We start from the raw sequence: 23,562 nt of genomic DNA, 5'->3' as shown, positions 1-23,562 counted from the left end.
GTTTAGAAAGAAGGTACTCATATGATTAAATATAGTATCCGTGGTGAAAACCTAGAAGTAACAGAAGCAATTCGTGATTATGTAGTTTCTAAACTCGAAAAGATCGAAAAGTACTTCCAGCCAGAACAAGAGTTGGATGCCCGAATTAACTTAAAAGTTTATCGTGAAAAAACAGCTAAAGTGGAAGTAACGATTCCGCTTGGATCTATTACTCTCCGTGCAGAAGATGTGTCTCAAGATATGTATGGTTCAATTGACCTTGTAACTGATAAAATTGAACGTCAGATTCGTAAAAACAAAACAAAAATCGAGCGTAAAAATAAAAATAAGGTAGCAACTAGTCAATTATTTACAGATGCTTTGGTGGAAGATTCAAATGTTGTCCAGTCTAAAGTTGTTCGTTCAAAACAAATTGATTTAAAACCAATGGATTTGGAAGAAGCTATTCTACAGATGGATTTGTTGGGACATGATTTCTTTATCTATGTGGATGTTGAAGATCAAACAACTAATGTGATTTATCGTCGTGAAGATGGCGAAATTGGTTTGTTAGAGGTTAAAGAATCTTAAGAAAAATGAAATATAAAAAGTGGTTTACTTTCGGGTAAATCACTTTTTATATTTCAAGAAAGAGGGAGTTTGTGTAGCTAATTGAAATTAGAGTTGAACGTATTAGGTGCTAAAATATTGCTAGTAATTGGATTGAATTTCCTAGTCAATTTGTTTAGATTTTATTTCACTATATAAAGCGACTATGTCTAGTTTCAGTATTTTTTATCTATTTTGTCTTTTGTAATACAAGTAGCTATGAGGAATAATAGATATCTAAATAATTACTGAGATTTTAGAGGGTGTGTAGATTGTAGAATGGAAGTTTGGAAGAAAACAGTTATTGATTATATAAGAGAGATGGCTTGTGTCTATGGATAAATTTTCAAAAAGTAAGTGGAAGAACTATCTATAAATTCAACTTATAGCTCTATTCATTTTTATTAAGTAGACAAAATACTGGTTGAAGCGATAGAATGGACTTGTCAACAAATAGCGAGCAATAAAATGTAAGCGTTCTTAAAATAAAAGAAGGAGTCATAACTATGGCAACAAAACAAGAAATTTTACGTGAACTATATCCTGAGGATCTCTTTCATTACGCTGATGGTTTAACATTAGGGGAAGCTGAAGTACTACAAGAAACTCGTCGTTTGATTGAAAAACATCTACGTCCAGTTATCAACGAATACTGGGAAAAACCTGATTTCCCATTTGAGGAATTTTACGCTGTCGCTAAGGGTGCTCAAATCATGAACAATCCAAAATTGTTTGAAGGGCGTGAAGGAAGCTATAAACCATCTGAATTGTACATCACATTTTTATATTTGGAACTAGCTCGCTTCGATGCTTCAATCGCAACGTTCTATACAGTTCATGGAGGACTTTGCTATAACACTATTTTATTGGGTGGGGATGAAAGACAACAGAAAGAATTTCTTCCTAAGTTAGCTTCATTTGACTGGCAAGGATGTTTTGCCTTAACAGAACCGCTTTCTGGATCTGATATTGCTGGTGGTCTATCAACAACTGCTGAGCGTGTTGGAGATAAGTGGATTTTGAACGGAGAAAAGCGTTGGGTTGGTGGTTCAGATACAGCAGATGTTGTTCCTGTATTTGCTCGTGATGTGGCAGACGGTAAGGTGAAATGTTTTATTGTCCGTAAAGGTGCCCCTGGCTACCATGCAGAGCCTATTCCACATAAGATTGCACTGCGTTGTATCCGCAATGGTCATATTACAATGAAGAATGTAGAAGTTCCAGACTCAGATCGTTTGGTTAACATCAATGGATTTGGAGATGTAGCACGTATTCTAACATTTACTCGTGCCGATGTAGCGCATATTGCTATGGGAGTAACATGTGGTTCATATGTGGCAGCTCTTAAATATGCAAAAGATCGTCAACAGTTTAAGCGTCCGATTGCCAAATTCCAAATTGTTCAAGAAAAATTAGCTAGAATGCAAGCTAATGCTGTAGCAGCTCTTGCTTACTCAACTCGTATTGCTGAAATGCAGGAAGAGGGTAATGAGTTGATGCTCAATTCTGCTCTAGCGAAAATGCATAACTCCTTAGTAATGCGTGAAACAGTAGCTCTTGCGCGTGAAACATGTGGTGGTAATGGTATTACTTTGGAAACAGATGTGGCACGATTCTTTGCAGATGCGGAATCAATCTATACTTATGAAGGTTCGCACGAAGTCAATGCTTTGATTGTAGGTCGTGAAATTACTGGATTGGGTGCATTTGTTTAATAGAACTAGGACGATTGAAGGGTTTGTTTTCAATCGTCCTTGCTTCATAATGTGATTTACTTAGAATAAAAAGGAGAAAAAATGATCTCAAATGTAATGATAATTGGCTCTGGTCAGATGGGAAGTGGTATTGCTCAAGTATTTGCTCAAGCTGGATTTACGGTTTATTTGAATGATATCAAAGAAGAATTTGTTCAACGAGGATTGAATAACATAACAAAACAGTTGGAACGTTCGGTTGAAAAAGGACGTCTATCTGCAGATGAGAAAGACAAAGTGGTTGCCAATTTAATTCCTTCTACTTCATATGAAGATGCGAAAAATGTACAATTGGTTATCGAGGCTGCGACTGAAAATCGTGATATTAAACTCAGTATATTTAAACAATTGGACGAAATCACAGATTCTAAAACAATTCTAGCATCAAATACTTCCTCTCTATCTATCACAGATATTGCAGCCGCAACTAAGAACCAAGAACGTGTGATTGGAATGCACTTTTTTAATCCTGCTCCAGTGATGAAATTAGTTGAAGTGATTAAAGCTTTGCAGACTTCGGATGAAGTAGTGGCAGAAATCCGTGAACTTACAAAGAAAATTGGAAAAACTCCTGTTGATGTTAAAGATTCTTATGGATTTGTAGTAAACCGTGTATTGATTCCTATGATCAATGAAGCTATTTATATCTTAGGAGAAGGAGTTGCTAGTGCTGAAGAAATAGATGAGGCAATGAAACTAGGTGCGAATCATCCTATTGGTCCCTTAGCTTTGGCCGATTTGATTGGATTGGATGTTTGCCTTGCAATTATGGGTGTTTTGAACCAAGGATTTGGTGATCAAAAATACCGTCCTGCTCCTCTTTTGAAGAAAATGGTAGAGGCTGGAAAATTGGGACGTAAGTCAAAAGAAGGGTTCTTTACTTACTAGAAAAAATGGAGGTAGTCATGAAAGATGTAGTTATTGTATCGGCGGTACGTACTCCTTTAGGTTCCTTTGGAGGAAGCTTGAAGAATATTTCAGCTGTCGAATTGGGCTCTTTGGTAATTAAGAGTGTTTTGGAAAAAGCGAATATTAAATCAGAGCAGGTAGATGAAGTGATCATGGGGAATGTCCTAGGCGCAGGTTTAGGTCAAAACGTGGCTCGCCAAATGAGTATTCATGCAGGACTCCCTGAATTTACACCAGCTTTTACTATCAATAAGGTTTGTGGTTCAGGTTTGAAGGCAGTACAATTGGCTGCTCAAGCTATTCAGTGTGGGGATGCTGATATTATCGTAGCTGGTGGGGCAGAAAATATGAGTCAAGCTCCATACGTATTGCCAAACTTCCGCTGGGGAGGACGCATGGGAGACTCTAACGTTGTTGATACCATGATTAAAGATGGGTTGTCTGATGCCTTCAACGAATATCATATGGGGATTACAGCTGAGAATGTGGCTGAAGAATATGGTATTAGCAGAGATGATCAAGATGCTCTTGCTTTAGAATCACAAAAAAGAGCAGTGGCAGCTATAGAATCTGGACGCTTTAAAGAAGAAATTGTTCCAGTGGTCATTCCGCAACGTAAAGGAGATCCGGTTGTCTTTGATACAGACGAATTTCCTAGAAAAGATGCCAGCTTGGAAAGCTTGTCTAAGTTACGTCCTGTTTTCAAAAAAGACGGTTCTGTTACGGCGGGGAATGCTTCTGGTATCAATGATGGAGCAGCAGCTGTCTTGGTCATGAGTGCTGACAAAGCTGAAGAATTAGGACTTCCAGTGATTGCTCGCATTCGTTCTTATGCAAGCGCAGGTTTGGATCCTAAGATTATGGGATGTGGACCGATTTATGCGACACGCAAGGCTCTTGAAAAAGGCAATTTGACAGTTGATGATCTTGACTTGATTGAGTCAAATGAAGCTTTTGCCGCCCAGGCTTGTGCGGTTGGTAAAACGCTTGGTTTCAATACAGATATTGTCAATGTTAACGGTGGTGCTATTGCTCTTGGTCATCCAATCGGAGCCTCAGGTTGTCGTATCCTAGTGACTCTTGTACATGAGATGATGAAGCGCGATGCCAAAACTGGATTAGCGACTCTATGTATTGGAGGCGGTATGGGCACAGCTCTTATCGTTGAACGCTAATGAACTATTTATGTCGTGTGTCTTTCTTTTAATATACCATTATTAAATAGAGTTTTATTTGGAAACTGATAATTCTTATACCTTATCACGCATGCTCTTCATGATGCTGCGTGATAAGGTATTTTTGATAGTGTAAGTTAGTAGCAGCCATGGAACATAGATTAAATTAAGATCTAAGTCTGCTGGATAAGAATTGTAGTAGAGCTGTTAGGAAAAGGCGTTTAAGAAGTAACTTATATATTAAAGTGAAACAAGAATTTAACAATTTAATTTTTGAATTCAAATCAATTTATAATAGTTTAGAAACGATATTGCACTAGTCCAGATTCACTTCGCTATATATTTTCCTAGACTTAAGGTAGTTGATATTGTTGAAATGAACTATTTTTTAATGCTCATATATGTATTTATGTGATTGCTATCGTTCATTTGATGGGGATTATTTGAAGCAAAATCAAACTATAAGCTGTACTTATAGGATTATAAACTAAGATTAAGTAGACGGATTGATTTAAATGAGTTATCATAAAAATGTAAGCTCTTACATTTGGTATCGGTATTTGTTGACACTGTACTCTGTACTCAAAAAAATTAAGTAGGAGCAGAATAATGAGTAAAACAGTTTTATTAGAGCAGAAGAATGGGATTGGTTACCTTACAATAAATCGTCCAGCAGCTTTGAATGCTTTAAGTTCAGAAGTTTTGACTGACTTAAATCATGTTTTAGACAAAATTGAAGCAAGTGATGATATTCGTGTTGTGATTGTGACTGGACAAGGTGAAAAAGCATTTGTTGCAGGAGCGGATATCAAAGAGATGGATCAAATGTCTCCTATCCAAGCACATGATTATATGACCTATGCTAATGATACGTTTACCCGTCTATCTGAACTAACGCAACCAACTATTGCAGTTCTAAACGGTTATGCTTTAGGAGGTGGTTTGGAATTAGCTCTATCAACAGATATTCGTATTGGTTACGAAAAGACCACTGTAGGATTTCCAGAGGTAGGCCTAGGTATTATTCCAGGATTTGCTGGAACACAAAGAATGTCTCGCTTAATTGGTACCAGCAAGACAAAAGAACTAATTTTTACTGCTAGAATGGTTAAAGGTCAAGAAGCCTATGAATTAGGCATCTTGAATAAATTGGTGGCAGCCGAGGAATTGTTGACAGCAGCTGAGGAATTGGCAGTCTCTATTATGAAAAACGCTCCTTTGGCAGTTGAAAAAGCCAAGCATATTATTCAAGTTGGATCAGAACTCCCACTGAAAAATGCGATTCGATTAGAAACAGAAGCTGAAGCTCTCCTCTTCTCAACAGAAGATAAGGTAGAAGGAATGCGCGCTTTTGTTGAGAAACGCAAAGCTGAGTTTCAGCGTAAATAGAAAGAGGAGATAGAAGATGCAAGTTGTAACATTATCGGATGCAATTTCCTTGATTCACTCAGGAGATAAAGTAGGAATTTCAGGTTTTCTTGGAGTAGGGGAACCACTTGAATTGATTGAAGAATTGGTTTCTCAAAACCAGCAAGATTTGACATTGGTATCAGTCGTAACATCTCAACCTGGTAAGGAAGTCGGTGTGGGGCGTCTTTGTGAAAATCACCAAGTTAAAAAATACATTGCAGCTCACGTAGGAACGTCTGCAGCAGCTCAACACGAGTATTTCAGTGGAAATATGGAAGTTGAATTTACTCCAATGGGAACTGTTGTTGAACGATTACATGCAGCTGGAGCTGGTCTAGGAGCAGTATTGACACCAACAGGTGTAGGTACTATTTTGGAAAAAGATCAGGAGAAGGTTACTCGCAATGGAAAAGAATATTTAATTTATGATCCATTGAAGATTGATGTAGCTTTGATTAAGGCTACGAAGGCAGACAAGTATGGGAACTTATACTTGGACGGTACGACAAAAAATATTTCACTTCAGCTAGCTTTGGCAGCTAATACAGTCATTGTAGAAACTAATGAGTTGTTAGAAGTGGGAGAAATTGATCCTAATGATATTTACATCCCAGGTATCCTTGTCGATTATGTTGTTCAGGGATTGTCTCCAGAAGAGCATCATAAAATGATGGGTGATTTGTGGACAGAGACTAAGAAACTTGCGGGGGTAAACTAAAATGAAGGCAAAAGAAATTATTGCAAGACGTGTGGCGCTTGAGTTTAAAGATGGGGATGTTGTGAATCTGGGCTTTGGTATTCCAAACGCATCTGCCGATTATATCCCTGAGGGAGTTAATGTCATTCTTCAAGCAGAAAATGGAGCTCTTCGTTTTGGGGAAACCCCTACCAAAGATGGATACAATGCAAACTTGGCAAATTCGGGAGGTGCCCCAATCACCTTGTTGCCAGGAGCCGCCTTGTTTGATTTGCAAACATCTTTTGCGATTATTCGTGGAGGTCATGTGGATGCTACAGTATTAGGTGCACTTGAAGTGAGCCAAGACGGTAGTATCGCAAACTGGATTATTCCAGGTAAGTTTGCCCCAGGTATGGGTGGTGCTATGGACTTACTTGTTGGAGCAAAACGTGTTATTGGTGCGATTCAACATACGACAGGGGATGGTCAATCAAAATTGTTGAAAGAGTGTACCCTTCCTTTGTCAGCTAAAGGAGTATTGGATTTGATTATTACTGATTTAGCTGTTTTTGGAATCCAAGATGGTAAATTCTTATTGAAGGAATTAGCTCCTGGTGTGACTTTAGAGGAAGTCCTTGAAAAGACAGACGGAGATGTTATTGTTTCAGATGATTTGAAAATCATGCCTATTTGATAATGAGCAATCGGTAGGAAGATATTTTTTTCATAGTGTGGTATGATATATATTGATAACTTTTGTAAGCGATTTATAAATGAGAGTGCAATAGTTATCTAACAGACTATATCTAATGAAAAGAGGTTGAAAGATTTCTGAATTATATGATTTGCTATAAGATTTAATTATTGGGTAGCTTGTATAAATAACGGAGATAGAACTGAGCTTGTGTTAGTTTAGAGTTTCCTGTTTGCGTATAAGTTTGGTGAAAAAGATAGTATCTATAGTAGCGAAGGAAAGAGAGGTGATTGGCCAGTGGATATTATTCAAATGAATTATTTTATCAATATTATAGAATGTGGATGTAATCTTTCCATTGCTGCGAAAAAAATCCACATCAGTCAGTCTGCCTTAAGTCAGTTTGTAACAAATTTTGAAGCGACTGAAGGGGTTCAGTTATTTCATAGAAAAAATGGGAGATTAGAAAGTCTCACTGGAGCTGGAAGAAAGATTTATCGGTTTGCTACTGAGATTGTGAATCGTCATGAAGAAATGCTTTCCATGATTCATAGTGAAGCGCAAAAACAAAAAGGGACAATAAACCTTGGAATTCCATCCTTGATTTTACGTGTGTATTTTGCTAGTTTGCTTCCACAATTTTTAAAAAATAACCCTCATATCCATATACAAGTGACAGAAGGAGGGGGAAAAGAAATTCGTCAAAAAATGACGGAAGGAGATTTGAGCCTAGCATTTTTGATTGAGCCTACTTTGTTGGATACAAAGAAGTTTGATCAGCATGTTATCCAACTGGATGAGTATGTTGCTTATATGGATAAAAATCATCCACTTTCAGATAAAGGATTGCTGGAATGGTCAGATATATCTGACTATGAGATAGCAACCTTTAATAAGTCCTTTACTACTTATGATTTGGTTACTGAAAAATTCGCTTCACAGGGAATTTCTCCTAAATTTGCTTATCTTTCCTCTACATGGGACTTTTTGGTTGAGTCAACTTACCAAACGGACTTAATCGCGATTTTACCTAAACCGATTAGCCATCTAGTAGATAGTAGTCGCTTTAAAGCAGTGACTTTTAAAGATCCGATTCCATTTAATATTTGGTTTTGTAGACCATATAAATCTTCCTATAGTGAGGTTGAATCATATGTTTACGAAGAGCTATTGAGGGATTATTACCAACCTGTTGCTGATAATTAAATTGAGGTGAAGATGATGATTGATAATAATGCCTTGGAGCATGAACTGGATGCAGAGTTACGGAATTTACTTTTACCCTATTTGAGGAACAGGGAGGATGAAAATCAATTTCCGAGAGAGTTACTCTCTAAATTTATTGATAAATATAATATTTTTTCCTCTTGTGTAGATAGTCAGCTTGATGGGGCGACTGTACCTTTTCTAACTCTTATTCGTCTGATTGCAAAGTATTTTCCAGCATTTTCTACAATTTTATTGACTCAAGCTTACTATGGAATCTACCCTTTTATGCGCTTTGGAACCATAGACCAGCAGTCTCATTATCTTGAATCATTAGTAAAAGGTGAGAGATTAGTAGGCTTGGGATTCTCTGAAGGAAAATCCATGGAAAGTTTGTCAGTAATTGAAACTACTGCTGCGAAAACAGCTACTGGTTGGCGTTTATCAGGTGAAAAATCAATTGTGTCTAATTGTCGATTTGCTGATATTTTATTGATACTTGCGAAGATAGAAGCAGATGGGGGAAAAGATTCTTTTGGTTTTTTCATAGTCGATACAAGAGACCCAGGTGTTGTTATTGGTGATGACATTAGCAAACCAGGTCTAAAGGGGTTACCCATCAGTTCTGTTGCCTTTGACAATGTGCTTCTGACGCAAGACAGATTATTGGGTTTGAGCTTATCAGGTGCTGAACAATTGAATGATATTCTTCAAAAATTACAGCTTGGTCTTAGTGCAGTCTCCCTCGGAGTTGCTGAAGGTGCATTTGAAAAAGGATTGTCTTTTGTGAAAGTTAAACGTGGGTTTGGCAAGCGTTTACTAGATGCAACTGTTTATCAGTATCAGTTTGCAGACTTGTATACAAAATTGTGTTCAGCAAAAGCGTATTTTAATTCGTATCAAGATAACATGGGAGATGCACTTTTGTTTGTATGTCAGATTAAACTTTATACAACAAAAGTTGCCTTGGAGATTTCTGAGGATATTATTCGGTTGATGAGCCCCCTGCATACTGTGGAAGATATTCCCATTGACCGGTATTTAAAAGATGCTAAAACGCTTGAAATGTATGGTAAATCAGGAGATTCGATTCGCAAGCGAATTGCCTGTCAGTGGCTAAAGGAGTAAAGAATGACAAATCTCACACTACAGGAATACCAGTTCCATGATATGAAGTTGACTTGGCTACGTGGTGCAGATAAATTAACTGATGCAGGAACACTTTTTGGCCCTGTTCCTAAAGTTGTATGGTCGCGCTATTATCCAACCAATGAGGATAATATGATGGCTGAGCTAACAGATCCAATTTTGATTCAATATAAGGAGAAAAATTACCTTATTGATACTAGTTTTGATACAGCTAAATTATCAGAAAAACAAAGACGAAATTTAGGTATTTTATCAGAGAGCAGGGTTGAGGAGAGTTTGGAACTCTTAGGATTGACTACTAGTCAGATTGATGTTGTTCTCATGACTCATATGCATCATGATCATTCAGGTGGTTTGACCTATAGGGATGTCTCTGGAGACTTGGTATCCAAGTATCCCAAAGCAAAAATCATTGTAAACGATGTCGAATGGTATGAAATGCGAAATCCTAATAATCGGACAAAAGGCACTTATCTTAGAGAAAACTGGGAACCAATTGAAAAGCAAGTAACAACTTTTTCAGAATACATTAATGTGATTCCAGAAATTCAAATGATTCGTACGAGTGGTCATAGTAATGGTCATAGTATTATTCTATTGAAACAAGGAAAGGATACGATGATTCATATGGGAGATTTGATGTTGACACATGTTCATCGGAATTCTCTGTGGGTTCCTGCAGTGGATGATTACCCTATGAAATCAATCTTGGCAAAAGAGAAGTGGCTCCGTCAAGCTTTTGAAAATGACTATAAATTTTTCTTTTATCATGATCAATTTTTAGCAGTCGCCCAGTTTGATAAAGAAGGTAAAGAATTTGTAGATTATGTGCCACGCTCTCGACCTCCAATAATTCCTTTTACAGATAGGCAAGATCGCAAACCAATTTTTTTAGGATAGTCGTATATAAGGAGACAAATGATTTCATTTTCTTGTTGACTTGGATCAGGTGGGATGACTACCCATACGCCAACAAGAAGCAACAGAAAATAAAGGAGTATTCACATGTCTATTACAAAACTTTTACAAATTAAATATCCAATTTTTCAAGGAGCTATGGCTCAAATTTCTCATTATCAATTAGCTGCAGCTGTATCAGAAGCTGGGGGATTGGGAATTATTGCCTCTGGTGGGATGACTGGAGAACAGTTACGTGAAGAAATTCGTGAGTTAAGAAAGTTGACAGATAAGCCTTTTGGTGTCAATATTATGTTGATGATGAAGAATATCAAAGATATTGTTACAGTTATTATCGAAGAAAAAGTGCCTGTTGTTACAACTGGGGCGGGAACACCAAAACATGTCATGCCTTATTTGAAGGAAGCTGGAATTAAGGTTATTCCAGTTATTGCTAGTGTGAAACATGCTCAAAAAATGCAAGAACTCGGAGTTGATGCTGTTATTGCAGAAGGTTCAGAAGCAGGTGGTCACATCGGAGAAAGTAACACTATGGCTCTTATCCCGCAAATTGTAGATGCTGTTACGATTCCTGTTATCGCAGCAGGAGGAATTGCGGATGGTAGAGGACTAGCTGCAGCCATTGCTTTAGGAGCAGCAGGTGTGCAGATGGGAACTGTTTTTCTAGCTTCAGATGAGTGTCCGATTGCTACAGAGTACAAAGAAGCAGTTTTGGAGGCAAATGACACGGCAACTGCTGTTACTGGACGGATTGCTGGGGCACCAGTTCGTTGCATCCGAAATGCCATGACTGATCATTATATTGAATTAGAGCAAAAAGGAACTAACCGTGAGGAATTAGAGGAAATTACTATCGGATCTCTTTCTAAAGCGGTTTATGAAGGAGATACAGAAAATGGTTCAATGATGAGTGGTCAGATTGCGGGGTTAGTCAAAGAAATCAAACCTTGTAAGTTTATTATAGAGTCTATTGTAAGCCAAGCCCAAGAAAGATTGAAAGGTCTTCAGATAGAAGTTGGAGAATAGTCTCTTTTAGTTAAAGAAACTATCGTTAATGAAGAAAATAGAGGATGACTACTTCTTCCTCTATTTTTTATGTTCAAATCAAGAAGAAATAGAGACTGAATGTATAAACTCACAGCTAAACTGTTAATGCTAATAGCCATAAACTTCTTTAAAAGTCGCTTTTTGAGGGTTATTATGGTATAATGGGTGCCAAGAGGTTTGGAATGAAAAAATTTTATGTAAGTCCAATTTTTCCTATTCTAGTAGGATTGATTGCGTTTGGAGTCTTATCCACTTTCATTATTTTTGTTAATAATAATCTGCTGACGCTTTTAATTTTGTTTCTTTTTGTAGGAGGCTATGTTTTTTTATTTAAGAAACTGAGAGTGCATTATACAAGGAGTGATGTAGAACAGATACAGTATGTAAACCACCAAGCGGAAGAAAGTTTGACAGCTCTATTGGAACAGATGCCTGTAGGTGTTATGAAATTGAATTTATCTTCTGGAGAGGTTGAGTGGTTTAATCCCTATGCTGAATTGATTTTGACCAAGGAAGATGGTGATTTTGATTTGGAAGCTGTTCAAACGATTATCAAGGCTTCAGTAGGAAATCCGTCTACTTATGCTAAGCTGGGTGAGAAGCGTTATGCTGTTCATATGGATGCTTCTTCCGGTGTTTTGTATTTTGTAGATGTATCCAGGGAGCAAGCCATAACAGATGAATTAGTAACAAGTCGACCAGTGATTGGAATTGTATCTGTGGATAATTATGATGATTTGGAGGATGCAACTTCTGAGTCAGATATTAGTCAAATCAATAGTTTTGTAGCTAATTTTATATCAGAGTTTTCAGAAAAATACATGATGTTTTCTCGTCGGGTAAGTATGGATCGATTTTATCTATTTACTGACTACACGGTGCTTGAGGGCTTGATGAATGATAAATTTTCTGTTATTGATGCTTTCAGAGAAGAGTCGAAACAGAGACAGTTGCCCTTGACCTTAAGTATGGGATTTTCTTATGGCGATGGAAATCATGATGAGATAGGGAAAGTTGCTTTGCTCAACTTGAACTTGGCTGAAGTACGTGGTGGCGACCAGGTGGTTGTCAAGGAGAATGATGAAACGAAAAATCCAGTCTACTTTGGCGGTGGGTCGGCTGCGTCCATCAAGCGCACTCGTACCCGTACTCGATCAATGATGACAGCCATATCTGATAAGATTCGTAGTGTGGATCAAGTGTTTGTAGTTGGGCATAGAAATTTAGATATGGATGCCTTGGGCTCTGCTGTAGGTATGCAGTTGTTCGCCAGCAATGTGATTGAAAATAGCTATGCTCTTTATGATGAAGAACAAATGTCTCCAGATATTGAACGTGCTGTTTCATTCTTAGAAAAAGAAGGAGTTACGAAGTTGTTGTCTGTTAAGGATGCAATGGGGATGGTGACCAATCGTTCTTTGTTGATTCTTGTAGACCATTCAAAGACAGCCTTAACATTATCAAAAGAATTTTATGATTTGTTTACACAGACCATCGTTATTGACCACCATAGAAGGGATCAGGATTTCCCAGACAATGCGGTTATCACTTATATCGAAAGTGGTGCAAGCAGTGCCAGTGAGTTGGTAACGGAATTGATTCAGTTCCAAAATTCTAAGAAAAATCGTCTGAGTCGTATGCAGGCCAGTGTTTTGATGGCTGGTATGATGCTGGATACTAAAAATTTCACCTCACGAGTGACTAGTCGGACATTTGATGTTGCTAGCTATCTCAGAACGAGAGGAAGTGATAGTATTGCTATCCAAGAAATCGCTGCGACAGATTTTGAAGAATATCGTGAGGTCAATGAACTGATTTTACAGGGGCGTAAATTAGGTTCAGATGTACTGATAGCAGAGGCTAAGGACACGAAATGCTACGATACAGTTGTTATTAGTAAGGCAGCAGATGCCATGTTAGCTATGTCAGGTATTGAAGCGAGTTTTGTTCTTGCGAAGAATACACAAGGATTTATCTCCATCTCAGCTCGAAGTCGTAGTAAACTGAATGTGCAACGGATTATGGAAGAGTTAGGCGGTGGAGGCCACTTTAATTTAGCTGCAGCTCAAATTAAGGATTTAACCTTGTCGGAAGCAGGTGAAAAACTGACAGAAATTGTATTAAATGAAATAAAGGAAAAGGAGAAAGAAGAATGAAAGTAATCTTTTTAGCAGATGTTAAAGGAAAAGGTAAAAAAGGCGAAATTAAGGAAGTACCAACAGGGTATGCGCAAAACTTTCTTATCAAAAAGAACCTAGCAAAAGAAGCGACTGCTCAAGCTGTAGGTGAACTTCGTGGTAAACAAAAATCGGAAGAAAAAGCTCATGCTGAGATGATTGCAGAAGCAAAAGCAATTAAAGCCCAACTTGAAGCAGAAGAAACTGTTGTAGAATTTGTTGAAAAAGTTGGTCCAGATGGACGTACTTTTGGTTCTATTACCAATAAGAAAATTGCAGAAGAATTGCAAAAGCAATTTGGAATTAAGATTGATAAACGTCATATTCAAGTACAAGCTCCGATTCGAGCGGTTGGTTTGATTGATGTGCCAGTGAAAATCTATCAAGATATCACAAGTGTAATCAATCTTCGTGTGAAAGAAGGATAAGTTTACACCTTCTTGACAAGATTGTAAAAGGAAGGGAAGTCTGATGGCAGAAGTAGAAGAGTTACGAGTACAACCTCAAGATATCTTAGCTGAGCAATCCGTTTTAGGGGCTATCTTTATTGATGAGAGTAAGCTTGTTTTTGTGCGAGAATACATTGAGTCTCGGGACTTTTTTAAGTATGCCCATCGTTTGATTTTCCAAGCTATGGTCGATTTATCCGATCGTGGCGATGCTATAGATGCAACAACGGTTCGTACTATCCTTGATAATCAAGGTAATTTACAGAATATTGGTGGCTTGTCTTACTTGGTTGAGATTGTCAATTCTGTGCCAACTTCTGCTAATGCGGAGTACTATGCTAAGATTGTTGCAGAAAAAGCAATGCTACGTCGTTTAATTGCCAAGTTGACAGAGTCTGTCAACCAAGCTTACGAGGCTTCACAACCAGCTGACGAAATCATTGCTCAGGCAGAAAAAGGGCTGATTGATGTCAGCGAAAATGCTAATCGAAGTGGATTTAAGAACATTCGAGATGTGTTGAATATCAACTTTGGAAATCTGGAAGCTCGCTCGCAACAAACGACCGATATTACTGGTATTGCGACAGGCTATCGTGACTTAGATCATATGACGACTGGACTTCATGAGGAGGAGTTGATTATCCTAGCAGCCCGTCCAGCGGTTGGTAAGACAGCCTTTGCCTTGAATATCGCTCAGAACATTGGGACTAAGTTGGACAAAACGGTTGCTATCTTTTCGCTCGAAATGGGTGCGGAAAGTTTAGTGGATCGTATGTTGGCGGCAGAAGGTTTGGTGGAATCCTATTCTATCCGTACGGGGCAATTGACCGATGAGGAATGGCAAAAGTATACCATTGCTCAAGGGAATCTAGCCAACGCAAGTATCTATATCGATGATACGCCAGGGATTCGGATTACAGAGATTCGTTCTCGTTCTCGTAAATTGGCTCAAGAAACGGGCAATCTTGGTTTGATTTTGATAGATTACTTGCAATTGATTACAGGTACAGGCCGAGAAAATCGTCAACAAGAAGTTTCAGAAATTTCACGTCAGTTGAAAATCCTAGCCAAGGAACTGAAGGTTCCAGTAATCGCTCTAAGTCAGCTTTCTCGTGGTGTAGAACAACGTCAGGACAAGAGGCCAGTCTTGTCTGATATTCGTGAATCTGGGTCTATTGAGCAGGATGCTGATATCGTAGCCTTTCTCTATCGTGACGATTACTATGAGCGTGGTGGTGAAGAAGAGGACGGTATCCCAAATAATAAGGTAGAAGTTATCATTGAGAAAAACCGTAGTGGAGCTCGTGGAACAGTGGAATTGATTTTCCAAAAAGAATACAATAAATTTTCAAGTATCTCAAAAAGGGAGGCATAAAATGACAGATGCATTTACAGATGTAGCTAAGATGAAAAAAATCAAAGAGGAAATTAAGGCGCATGAGGGTCATGTAATTGAAATGACTTTGGAAAATGGACGTAAGCGCCAAAAAAATAGATTGGGTAAGTTAATTGAAGTTTATCCATCCCTATTTATTGTGGAATTTGGGAATGTGGAAGGAGATAAACAAGCTAATGTTTACGTTGAATCCTTTACTTACTCAGATATCCTTACAGAAAAGAATTTGATTCATTATCTGGACTAAAGTGAGAAATTTTCTCACTTTTTCTTTTTTCTCCGAATAGTTTAAGTGAAGGCAATCTTCGATTTATATTATTTTTCAAGGAGGAAGAATGAAAATTTTACCGTTTATAGCAAGAGGGACAAGTTATTGTTTGAAGATGTCAGTTAAAAAGGTTGTTCCCTTTTTAGTAGTAGTATTGATGTTAGCAGCGGGTAATAGTGTATATGCCTATTCTGGAGGAAATGGATCGATTGCGCGTGGAGATGATTATCCTGCTTACTATAAAAATGGGAGTCAGGAAATTGATCAGTGGCGCATGTACTCTCGTCAGTGTACTTCTTTTGCAGCCTTTCGTTTGAGTAGTGTCAATGGTTTTGAGATTCCAAGGGCTTATGGAAATGCGAATGAATGGGGGCATCGTGCTCGTCGTGAAGGCTATCGTGTAGATAATACACCGACGATTGGCTCCATTGCTTGGTCTACTGCAGGAACTTATGGGCATGTTGCCTGGGTGTCAAATGTAATGGGAGATCAGATTGAGATCGAGGAATATAACTATGGTTATACAGAAGCCTATAATAAACGAAGTATAAAAGCAAATACGATGACAGGATTTATTCATTTTAAAGATTTGGATGTTGGCAGTGTTGGGAATAGTCAATCCTCAGCTTCAACAGGAGGAATACATTATTTTAAGACCAAGTCTGCTATCAAAACTGAACCCCTAGCTAGTGCAACTGTGATTGATTACTATTATCCTGGAGAGAAGGTTCATTATAATCAGATACTTGAAAAAGACGGCTACAAGTGGTTGAGTTATACGGCCTATAACGGAAGCTATCGTTACGTTCAATTGGAGGCTGTGAATAAAAATCCTATAGGTTATTCTGGTATTTCTTCAACAGGAGGAACACATTATTTCAAGTCTAAGTCTGCTATCAAAAATCAGCCACTAGCTAGCGCAACTGTGATTGATTACTATTATCCTGGGGAGAATGTTCATTATGATCAAATTCTCGAAAAAGATGGCTACAAGTGGTTGAGTTATACAGCTTATAACGGAAGTCGTCGCTATATCCAGCTAGAGGGAGTGACTTCTTCACAGAATTATCAGAACCAATCAGGGAATAGCTCTAATTATAGCTCAAATAATGGATCGACTGTTGGTTGGAAAAAAATAAATGGTAGTTGGTATCATTTCAAATCAAATGGTTCTAAATCAACGGGATGGTTGAAGGATGGTACCAGCTGGTATTATTTGAAATCATCTGGTGAAATGCAGACAGGCTGGTTAAAGGAAAATGGCTCGTGGTATTATCTGGATAGTTCAGGGGCAATGAAAACAGGCTGGTATCAAGTTTCTGGTAAGTGGTATTATTCTTACTCTTCAGGTGTCTTAGCTGTTAATACGACGGTGGATGGCTACAGAGTAAACAGTGATGGAGAACGAGTATAGAAAATTGGAGTAGGAAATTTTTCCTGCTCTTTTCTGTAAGCAGTTTCCTTGACATTTTTCTTATTTTGCGCTATCATATGTCTATATAATATATGGGAGTCTGTGTACAGTCTGAGAGGAAGTGTTAAACTTCGACCGCACCTGATCTGGGTAATGCCAGCGTAGGGAACGATACTTAGTCTATTCTTGACCTTTTCCATATATGGTAAAGGTTTTTCTTTTTGTCAAAGGAAAACGAGAAGAGGAGGTTTTTATGAAAGCAAGCATTGCCTTGCAAGTTTTACCCTTGGCACAGGGGATTGATCGGATTGCTGTTATCGATCAAGTCATTGCTTACCTGCAAGCTCAAGAAGTGACGATGGTGGTGACACCATTTGAAACGGTCTTGGAAGGGGAGTTTGATGAGCTTATGCGCATTCTCAAAGAAGCGCTGGAGGTGGCAGGGCAGGAGGCAGATAATGTCTTTGCCAATGTCAAAATAAATGTAGGAGAGATTTTAAGTATTGATGAGAAACTTGAAAAGTATGCTGAGACGACACATTAGTCTATTGGGCTTTCTGGGAGTCTTGTCAATCTGGCAGTTAGCAGGTTTGCTTAAACTTCTCCCCAAGTTTATCCTGCCGACACCTCTTGAAATTCTCCAGTCCTTTGTTCGTGACAGAGAATTTCTCTGGCACCATAGCTGGGCCACCTTGAGAGTGGCTTTACTGGGGTTGGTTCTAGGAGTTTTGATTGCCTGTCTCATGGCTGTACTTATGGATAGTTTGACTTGGCTCAATGACCTGATTTACCCTATGATGGTGGTCGTGCAGACTATCCCGACCATTGCCATAGCTCCTATCTTGGTCTTGTGGCTAGGTTATGGGATTCTGCCCAAGATTGTCTTGATTATTTTGACGACAACCTTTCCTATCATCGTCAGTATTTTGGACGGTTTTAGGCATTGTGACAAGGATATGCTGACCTTGTTTAGTCTGATGCGGGCCAAACCTTGGCAAATCCTGTGGCATTTTAAAATCCCAGTCAGTCTGCCTTACTTTTATGCAGGTCTGAGGGTCAGTGTCTCCTACGCCTTTATCACAACAGTGGTATCTGAGTGGTTGGGAGGCTTTGAAGGACTAGGTGTCTACATGATTCAGTCCAAGAAACTGTTTCAGTATGATACCATGTTTGCTATTATTATTCTGGTATCGATTATCAGTCTTCTCGGTATGAAGCTGGTTGATGTCAGTGAAAAATATGTTATTAAATGGAAACGTTCATAAGAATAAGAATGTTTCTGAAAAAGAAAAGAGGAAATCAAAATGAAGAAAACATGGAAAGTGTTTTTAACGCTTGTGACAGCTCTTGTAGCTGTTGTGCTTGTGGCCTGTGGCCAAGGAACTGCTTCTAAGGACAACAAAGAAGCAGAACTCAAGAAGATCGACTTTATCCTAGACTGGACACCAAATACTAACCACACAGGACTTTATGTTGCCAAGGAAAAAGGTTATTTCAAAGAAGCTGGAGTGGATGTTGATTTGAAATTGCCACCAGAAGAAAGCTCATCTGACTTGGTTATCAATGGTAAGGCACCATTTGCAGTGTATTTCCAAGACTACATGGCTAAAAAATTGGAAAAAGGAGCAGGAATCACTGCCGTTGCAGCTATTGTTGAACACAATACATCAGGAATCATCTCACGTAAATCTGACAATGTAAGCAGTCCAAAAGACTTAGTTGGTAAGAAATACGGGACTTGGAATGACCCAACTGAACTTGCTATGTTGAAAACCTTGGTAGAATCACAAGGTGGGGACTTTGAGAAGGTAGAAAAAGTACCAAATAACGACTCAAACTCTATCACACCTATTGCCAATGGTGTCTTTGACACTGCTTGGATCTACTATGGATGGGATGGTATCCTTGCTAAATCTCAAGGTGTAGATGCTAACTTCATGTATTTGAAAGACTATGTCAAGGAGTTTGACTACTATTCACCAGTTATCATCGCAAACAACGACTATCTGAAAGATAACAAAGAAGAAGCTCGTAAAGTCATCCAAGCCATCAAAAAAGGTTACCAATATGCTATGGAGCATCCAGAAGAAGCGGCTGATATCCTCATCAAGAATGCACCTGAACTTCAGGAAAAACGTGACTTTGTCATCGAATCTCAAAAATACTTGTCAAAAGAATACGCAAGCGACAAGGAAAAATGGGGTCAATTTGATGCAACTCGCTGGAATGCCTTCTACAAATGGGATAAAGAAAATGGTATCCTTAAAGAAGACTTGACAGACAAAGGCTTCACCAACGAATTTGTGAAATAATGACAGAAATTAGACTAGAACACGTCAGTTATGCCTATGGTCAAGAGAGGATTTTAGAGGACATCAACCTGCAGGTGACTTCAGGAGAAGTGGTTTCCATCCTAGGCCCAAGTGGTGTTGGTAAGACTACGCTTTTCAACTTAATCGCTGGGATTTTAGAAGTTCAGTCAGGGAGAATTGTCCTTGATGGGGAGGAGAATCCCAAGGGGCGCGTGAGTTATATGTTGCAAAAGGATCTGCTCTTGGAGCACAAGACGGTGCTTGGTAATATCATTCTTCCTCTCTTGATTCAAAAAGTGGATAAGGCGGAAGCCATTGCCCGCGCGGATGAAATTCTTGCGACCTTCCAGTTGACAGCTGTAAGAGATAAATACCCTCATGAACTCAGTGGTGGGATGCGTCAGCGTGTAGCCTTGCTTCGAACTTACCTTTTTGGGCACAAGCTCTTTCTCTTGGATGAGGCCTTTAGCGCTTTGGATGAGATGACCAAGATGGAACTCCATGCTTGGTATCTTGAAATTCACAAGCAGTTGCAGCTAACAACCTTGATTATTACTCACAGTATCGAGGAGGCCCTTAATCTCAGCGACCGCATCTATATCTTAAAAAATCGCCCTGGGCAGATTGTTTCAGAAATTAAACTAGATTGGTCTGAAGACGAGGACAAGGAAGTCCAAAAGATTGCCTACAAACGTCAAATCTTGGCAGAATTAGGCTTAGATAAGTAGAAAAATAGGGAGTTGGTGAAGATTATCCTTTACCAGCGCCCTTTTTCTTTTAAAAATGAGAAAATTTCGGTATAATAGTCAAAGATAGTCAAGGTTTAAAGAGAGAGGTGGGTTTGTAATGAGATTTAAAAATACATCGGATCATATTGAGGCCTACATCAAGGCGATTTTAGATCAATCTGGTATTGTGGAGTTGCAACGGAGTCAGTTGGCAGATACCTTCCAGGTTGTTCCTAGTCAAATTAACTATGTGATCAAGACACGCTTTACGGAAAGTAGAGGCTACTTGGTTGAAAGTAAGCGTGGTGGCGGAGGCTATATTCGTATAGGACGGATTGAGTTTTCTAGTCATCATGAAATGCTCAGGGAGCTGCTTTACTCGATTGGTGAGCGAGTCAGTCAAGAAATTTATGAAGATATTCTCCAGCTTTTGGTTGAGCAGGAATTGGTGACCAAGCAGGAGATGAATTTGCTGGTAGCAGTAGCTTTGGATCGCGTTCTAGGAGAAGAAGCTCCAGTTGTTCGTGCTAATATGCTACGACAGGTCATACAAGAGGTAGATAGAAAAGGGAAGTAAGATGAACTATTCAAAAGCATTGAATGAATGTATCGAAAGTGCCTACATGGTGGCTGGCCATTTTGGAGCTCATTATCTAGAGTCTTGGCACTTGTTGATTGCCATGTCCAATCACAGTTATAGTGTGGCAGGGGCAACTTTAAATGATTATCCATATGAGATGGACCGTTTAGAAGAAGTCGCTTTGGAACTGACTGAAACGGACTATAGCCAGGATGAAATCTTTACGGAATTGCCGTTTTCTCATCGTTTGCAGGTCCTTCTTGATGAAGCAGAGTATGTAGCGTCAGTGGTCCATGCTAAGGTGCTAGGGACGGAGCACGTCCTTTATGCGATTTTGCATGATGGAAATGCCTTGGCGACTCGTATCTTGGAGAGGGCTGGTTTTTCTTATGAAGACAAGAAAGATCAGGTTAAGATTGCTGCCCTACGTCGAAATCTAGAAGAACGTGCAGGCTGGACTCGTGAAGACCTCAAGGCTCTACGCCAACGCCATCGTACAGTAGCTGACAAGCAAAATTCTATGGCTAATATGATGGGCATGCCCCAGACTCCAAGCGGTGGTCTCGAGGACTATACTCATGATTTGACAGAGCAAGCTCGTTCTGGCAAGTTAGAGCCAGTCATTGGTCGGGACAAGGAAATCTCGCGTATGATTCAAATTTTGAGCCGGAAGACTAAGAATAATCCTGTCTTGGTTGGGGATGCTGGTGTCGGGAAAACTGCTCTGGCGCTTGGTATTGCCCAGCGTATTGCTAGTGGTGATGTACCTGCGGAAATGGCTAAGATGCGCGTGTTAGAGCTTGATTTGATGAATGTCGTTGCAGGGACACGTTTCCGTGGTGACTTTGAAGAGCGCATGAACAATATCATCAAGGATATTGAAGAAGATGGTCAAGTAATTCTATTTATCGACGAACTCCACACCATCATGGGTTCTGGGAGCGGGATTGATTCGACTCTGGATGCGGCCAATATCTTGAAGCCAGCCTTGGCGCGTGGAACTTTGAGAACGGTTGGTGCCACCACTCAGGAAGAATATCAAAAACATATCGAAAAAGATGCTGCCCTTTCTCGTCGTTTTGCTAAAGTAACGATTGAAGAGCCAAGTGTTGCAGACAGCATGACCATTTTGCAAGGTTTGAAGGCGACTTATGAGAAACATCACCGTGTGCAAATCACAGATGAAGCGGTTGAAACAGCGGTCAAGATGGCTCATCGTTACTTGACCAGTCGCCATTTGCCAGACTCTGCTATCGATCTCTTGGATGAGGCAGCAGCAACAGTGCAAAATAAATCAAAGCATGTAAAAGCAGACGATTCTGACTTGAGTCCAGCTGACAAGGCCTTGATGGATGGTAAGTGGAAACAGGCAGCCCAGCTAATCGCAAAAGAAGAGGAAGTGCCTGTCTATAAAGACTTGGTGACAGAGGCTGATATTTTGACTACCTTGAGTCGTTTGTCAGGTATCCCTGTTCAAAAATTGACGCAAACAGATGCTAAGAAATACTTGAACTTGGAAGCCGAACTCCACAAACGTGTCATTGGGCAAGATCAAGCTGTTTCAAGCATTAGCCGTGCGATTCGCCGTAATCAGTCAGGAATTCGCAGTCACAAGCGTCCGATTGGTTCTTTTATGTTCTTAGGACCTACAGGTGTCGGTAAGACCGAATTGGCTAAGACTTTGGCAGAAGTTCTTTTTGACGATGAATCAGCCCTTATCCGCTTTGATATGAGTGAGTATATGGAGAAATTCGCAGCCAGCCGTCTCAATGGAGCTCCTCCGGGTTATGTGGGTTATGAAGAAGGTGGGGAGTTGACCGAGAAGGTTCGCAACAAACCCTATTCCGTTCTCCTCTTTGACGAGGTAGAAAAGGCCCACCCAGACATCTTTAATGTTCTCTTGCAGGTTTTGGATGACGGTGTCTTGACAGATAGCAAGGGACGCAAGGTTGACTTTTCAAATACTATTATCATCATGACGTCAAATCTTGGTGCGACAGCCCTTCGTGATGACAAGACTGTCGGATTTGGGGCTAAGGATATTCGTTTTAATCAGGAAAATATGGAAAAACGCATGTTTGAAGAGCTGAAAAAAGCTTATAGACCGGAGTTTATCAACCGTATTGATGAAAAGGTGGTCTTCCATAGCCTGTCTAGTGACCATATGCAGGAAGTAGTGAAGATTATGGTCAAGCCTTTAGTGGCAAGTTTAGCTGAAAAAGGCATTGACTTGAAATTACAAGCTTCCGCACTGAAATTGTTGGCAAATCAAGGATATGACCCAGAGATGGGAGCTCGTCCACTTCGCAGAACCCTACAAACAGAAGTGGAAGATAAGTTAGCAGAACTTCTTCTCAAGGGAGAATTAGAGGCAGGCAGCACACTTAAGATTGGTGTTAAAGCAGGCCAGTTAAAATTTGATATTGCATAAAAGAATAAAAGTATCAGCATCTGACCATAAGTCACAGTGGAGTGATACTCAATGAAAATCAAAGAGCAAACTAGGAAGCTAGCCACAGGTTGCTAAAAACACTGTTTTGAGGTTGCAGATAGAGCTGACGTGGTTTGAAGAGATTTTCGAAGAGTATGAAACTAAAACCTATAGCTTCTAAAGGATCCGTGGTTTTCACTATTCAACCCAAAATTCATATGTTTATTACCCTCCATCGTATTTGTCTTAGAGCGTGTGTAGTAGAAAAAGAGCAGTCT

At 39.4% G+C, this 23,562-nt stretch carries 22 protein-coding genes and 1 riboswitch; all 22 genes read left to right on the top strand.

The genetic code is table 11. The features are described 5' to 3' along the window. Nucleotides 1-21 precede the first annotated feature (21 nt). The 22 genes from hpf to HWX15_RS04525 all read left to right on the top strand — a co-directional run bounded on the left by hpf (nt 22) and on the right by HWX15_RS04525 (nt 23,284). Nucleotides 22-570, top strand: coding sequence for a ribosome hibernation-promoting factor, HPF/YfiA family (gene hpf, locus HWX15_RS04630; RefSeq protein WP_050073478.1), 549 nt, complete (start codon nt 22-24; stop codon nt 568-570). Between the two features lie 524 nt (nt 571-1,094). After that, nucleotides 1,095-2,303, top strand: a complete 1,209-nt coding sequence (gene fadE / locus HWX15_RS04625; protein WP_050242834.1) for an acyl-CoA dehydrogenase FadE — start codon at nt 1,095-1,097, stop codon at nt 2,301-2,303. Between the two features lie 81 nt (nt 2,304-2,384). Then, entirely contained in the window at nt 2,385-3,230 is an 846-nt protein-coding gene (locus HWX15_RS04620; protein WP_050242833.1) for a 3-hydroxybutyryl-CoA dehydrogenase, read from the top strand. Between the two features lie 17 nt (nt 3,231-3,247). Next, on the top strand, nt 3,248-4,426 hold the full coding sequence (locus tag HWX15_RS04615) for an acetyl-CoA C-acetyltransferase (protein ID WP_050242832.1): 1,179 nt from the start codon (nt 3,248-3,250) through the stop codon (nt 4,424-4,426). Nucleotides 4,427-5,035: 609 nt separating this feature from the next. After that, nucleotides 5,036-5,815 (top strand): enoyl-CoA hydratase/isomerase family protein, encoded by a 780-nt coding sequence (locus HWX15_RS04610; protein ID WP_175880404.1) that lies wholly within the window; start codon nt 5,036-5,038, stop codon nt 5,813-5,815. A gap of 16 nt (nt 5,816-5,831) precedes the next feature. Continuing rightward, entirely contained in the window at nt 5,832-6,554 is a 723-nt protein-coding gene (locus HWX15_RS04605) for a CoA transferase subunit A (protein WP_050242830.1), read from the top strand. A gap of 1 nt (nt 6,555) precedes the next feature. After that, entirely contained in the window at nt 6,556-7,209 is a 654-nt protein-coding gene (locus tag HWX15_RS04600) for a 3-oxoacid CoA-transferase subunit B (protein ID WP_050242829.1), read from the top strand. 297 nt (nt 7,210-7,506) lie between these two features. Continuing rightward, nucleotides 7,507-8,415, top strand: a complete 909-nt coding sequence (locus HWX15_RS04595; RefSeq protein ID WP_173274900.1) for a LysR family transcriptional regulator — start codon at nt 7,507-7,509, stop codon at nt 8,413-8,415. Between the two features lie 15 nt (nt 8,416-8,430). Beyond that, nucleotides 8,431-9,543: an acyl-CoA dehydrogenase family protein gene (locus HWX15_RS04590; protein WP_175880403.1), complete on the top strand. Its 1,113-nt coding sequence runs from the start codon at nt 8,431-8,433 to the stop codon at nt 9,541-9,543. 3 nt (nt 9,544-9,546) lie between these two features. Further along, nucleotides 9,547-10,464: an MBL fold metallo-hydrolase gene (locus HWX15_RS04585; RefSeq protein ID WP_050242826.1), complete on the top strand. Its 918-nt coding sequence runs from the start codon at nt 9,547-9,549 to the stop codon at nt 10,462-10,464. A gap of 105 nt (nt 10,465-10,569) precedes the next feature. Continuing rightward, nucleotides 10,570-11,508 (top strand): DUF561 domain-containing protein, encoded by a 939-nt coding sequence (locus HWX15_RS04580; protein WP_050242825.1) that lies wholly within the window; start codon nt 10,570-10,572, stop codon nt 11,506-11,508. Between the two features lie 203 nt (nt 11,509-11,711). After that, a complete protein-coding gene (locus HWX15_RS04575) occupies nt 11,712-13,685 on the top strand; it encodes a DHH family phosphoesterase (RefSeq protein WP_175880402.1) in 1,974 nt (657 codons plus the stop codon). After that, nucleotides 13,682-14,134, top strand: a complete 453-nt coding sequence (gene rplI, locus HWX15_RS04570) for a 50S ribosomal protein L9 (RefSeq protein ID WP_000864214.1) — start codon at nt 13,682-13,684, stop codon at nt 14,132-14,134. Before HWX15_RS04575 ends, rplI begins: the two co-directional genes overlap by 4 nt. A 43-nt stretch (nt 14,135-14,177) precedes the next feature. After that, the gene (gene dnaB, locus HWX15_RS04565) at nt 14,178-15,530 is read left to right on the top strand and encodes a replicative DNA helicase (RefSeq protein ID WP_175880401.1); all 1,353 of its coding nucleotides are present in this window, start codon (nt 14,178-14,180) and stop codon (nt 15,528-15,530) included. 1 nt (nt 15,531) lies between these two features. After that, entirely contained in the window at nt 15,532-15,798 is a 267-nt protein-coding gene (locus HWX15_RS04560) for a Veg family protein (protein ID WP_000128619.1), read from the top strand. A gap of 88 nt (nt 15,799-15,886) precedes the next feature. Continuing rightward, nucleotides 15,887-17,233 carry a choline binding-anchored murein hydrolase CbpD gene (cbpD, locus tag HWX15_RS04555; protein ID WP_175880400.1) on the top strand — a complete coding sequence of 449 codons (1,347 nt, stop codon included), beginning with the start codon at nt 15,887-15,889 and terminating at the stop codon, nt 17,231-17,233. An 82-nt stretch (nt 17,234-17,315) separates the two neighbouring features. Then, nucleotides 17,316-17,418: riboswitch (TPP riboswitch) on the top strand. A gap of 68 nt (nt 17,419-17,486) precedes the next feature. Continuing rightward, nucleotides 17,487-17,777, top strand: a complete 291-nt coding sequence (locus HWX15_RS04550; RefSeq protein WP_000647658.1) for a thiamine-binding protein — start codon at nt 17,487-17,489, stop codon at nt 17,775-17,777. Then, nucleotides 17,740-18,498 carry an ABC transporter permease gene (locus HWX15_RS04545; RefSeq protein WP_175880399.1) on the top strand — a complete coding sequence of 253 codons (759 nt, stop codon included), beginning with the start codon at nt 17,740-17,742 and terminating at the stop codon, nt 18,496-18,498. The genes HWX15_RS04550 and HWX15_RS04545 overlap by 38 nt, the downstream gene beginning before the upstream one ends. 39 nt (nt 18,499-18,537) lie before the next feature. Further along, complete coding sequence (locus tag HWX15_RS04540) at nt 18,538-19,545, top strand: ABC transporter substrate-binding protein (RefSeq protein WP_023941185.1); 1,008 nt, start codon at nt 18,538-18,540, stop codon at nt 19,543-19,545. Next, nucleotides 19,545-20,273 carry an ABC transporter ATP-binding protein gene (locus HWX15_RS04535; RefSeq protein ID WP_000136219.1) on the top strand — a complete coding sequence of 243 codons (729 nt, stop codon included), beginning with the start codon at nt 19,545-19,547 and terminating at the stop codon, nt 20,271-20,273. Before HWX15_RS04540 ends, HWX15_RS04535 begins: the two co-directional genes overlap by 1 nt. A 118-nt stretch (nt 20,274-20,391) precedes the next feature. Further along, on the top strand, nt 20,392-20,850 hold the full coding sequence (locus HWX15_RS04530) for a CtsR family transcriptional regulator (protein WP_049524434.1): 459 nt from the start codon (nt 20,392-20,394) through the stop codon (nt 20,848-20,850). A gap of 1 nt (nt 20,851) precedes the next feature. Further along, complete coding sequence (locus tag HWX15_RS04525; RefSeq protein WP_175880398.1) at nt 20,852-23,284, top strand: ATP-dependent Clp protease ATP-binding subunit; 2,433 nt, start codon at nt 20,852-20,854, stop codon at nt 23,282-23,284. Nucleotides 23,285-23,562 lie beyond the last annotated feature (278 nt).

Origin of the sequence: Streptococcus thalassemiae, from assembly GCF_903645285.1 — a bacterium.
Taxonomy (GTDB): domain Bacteria; phylum Bacillota; class Bacilli; order Lactobacillales; family Streptococcaceae; genus Streptococcus; species Streptococcus thalassemiae.
This window is presented reverse-complemented; position numbering and strand designations above follow the sequence as displayed.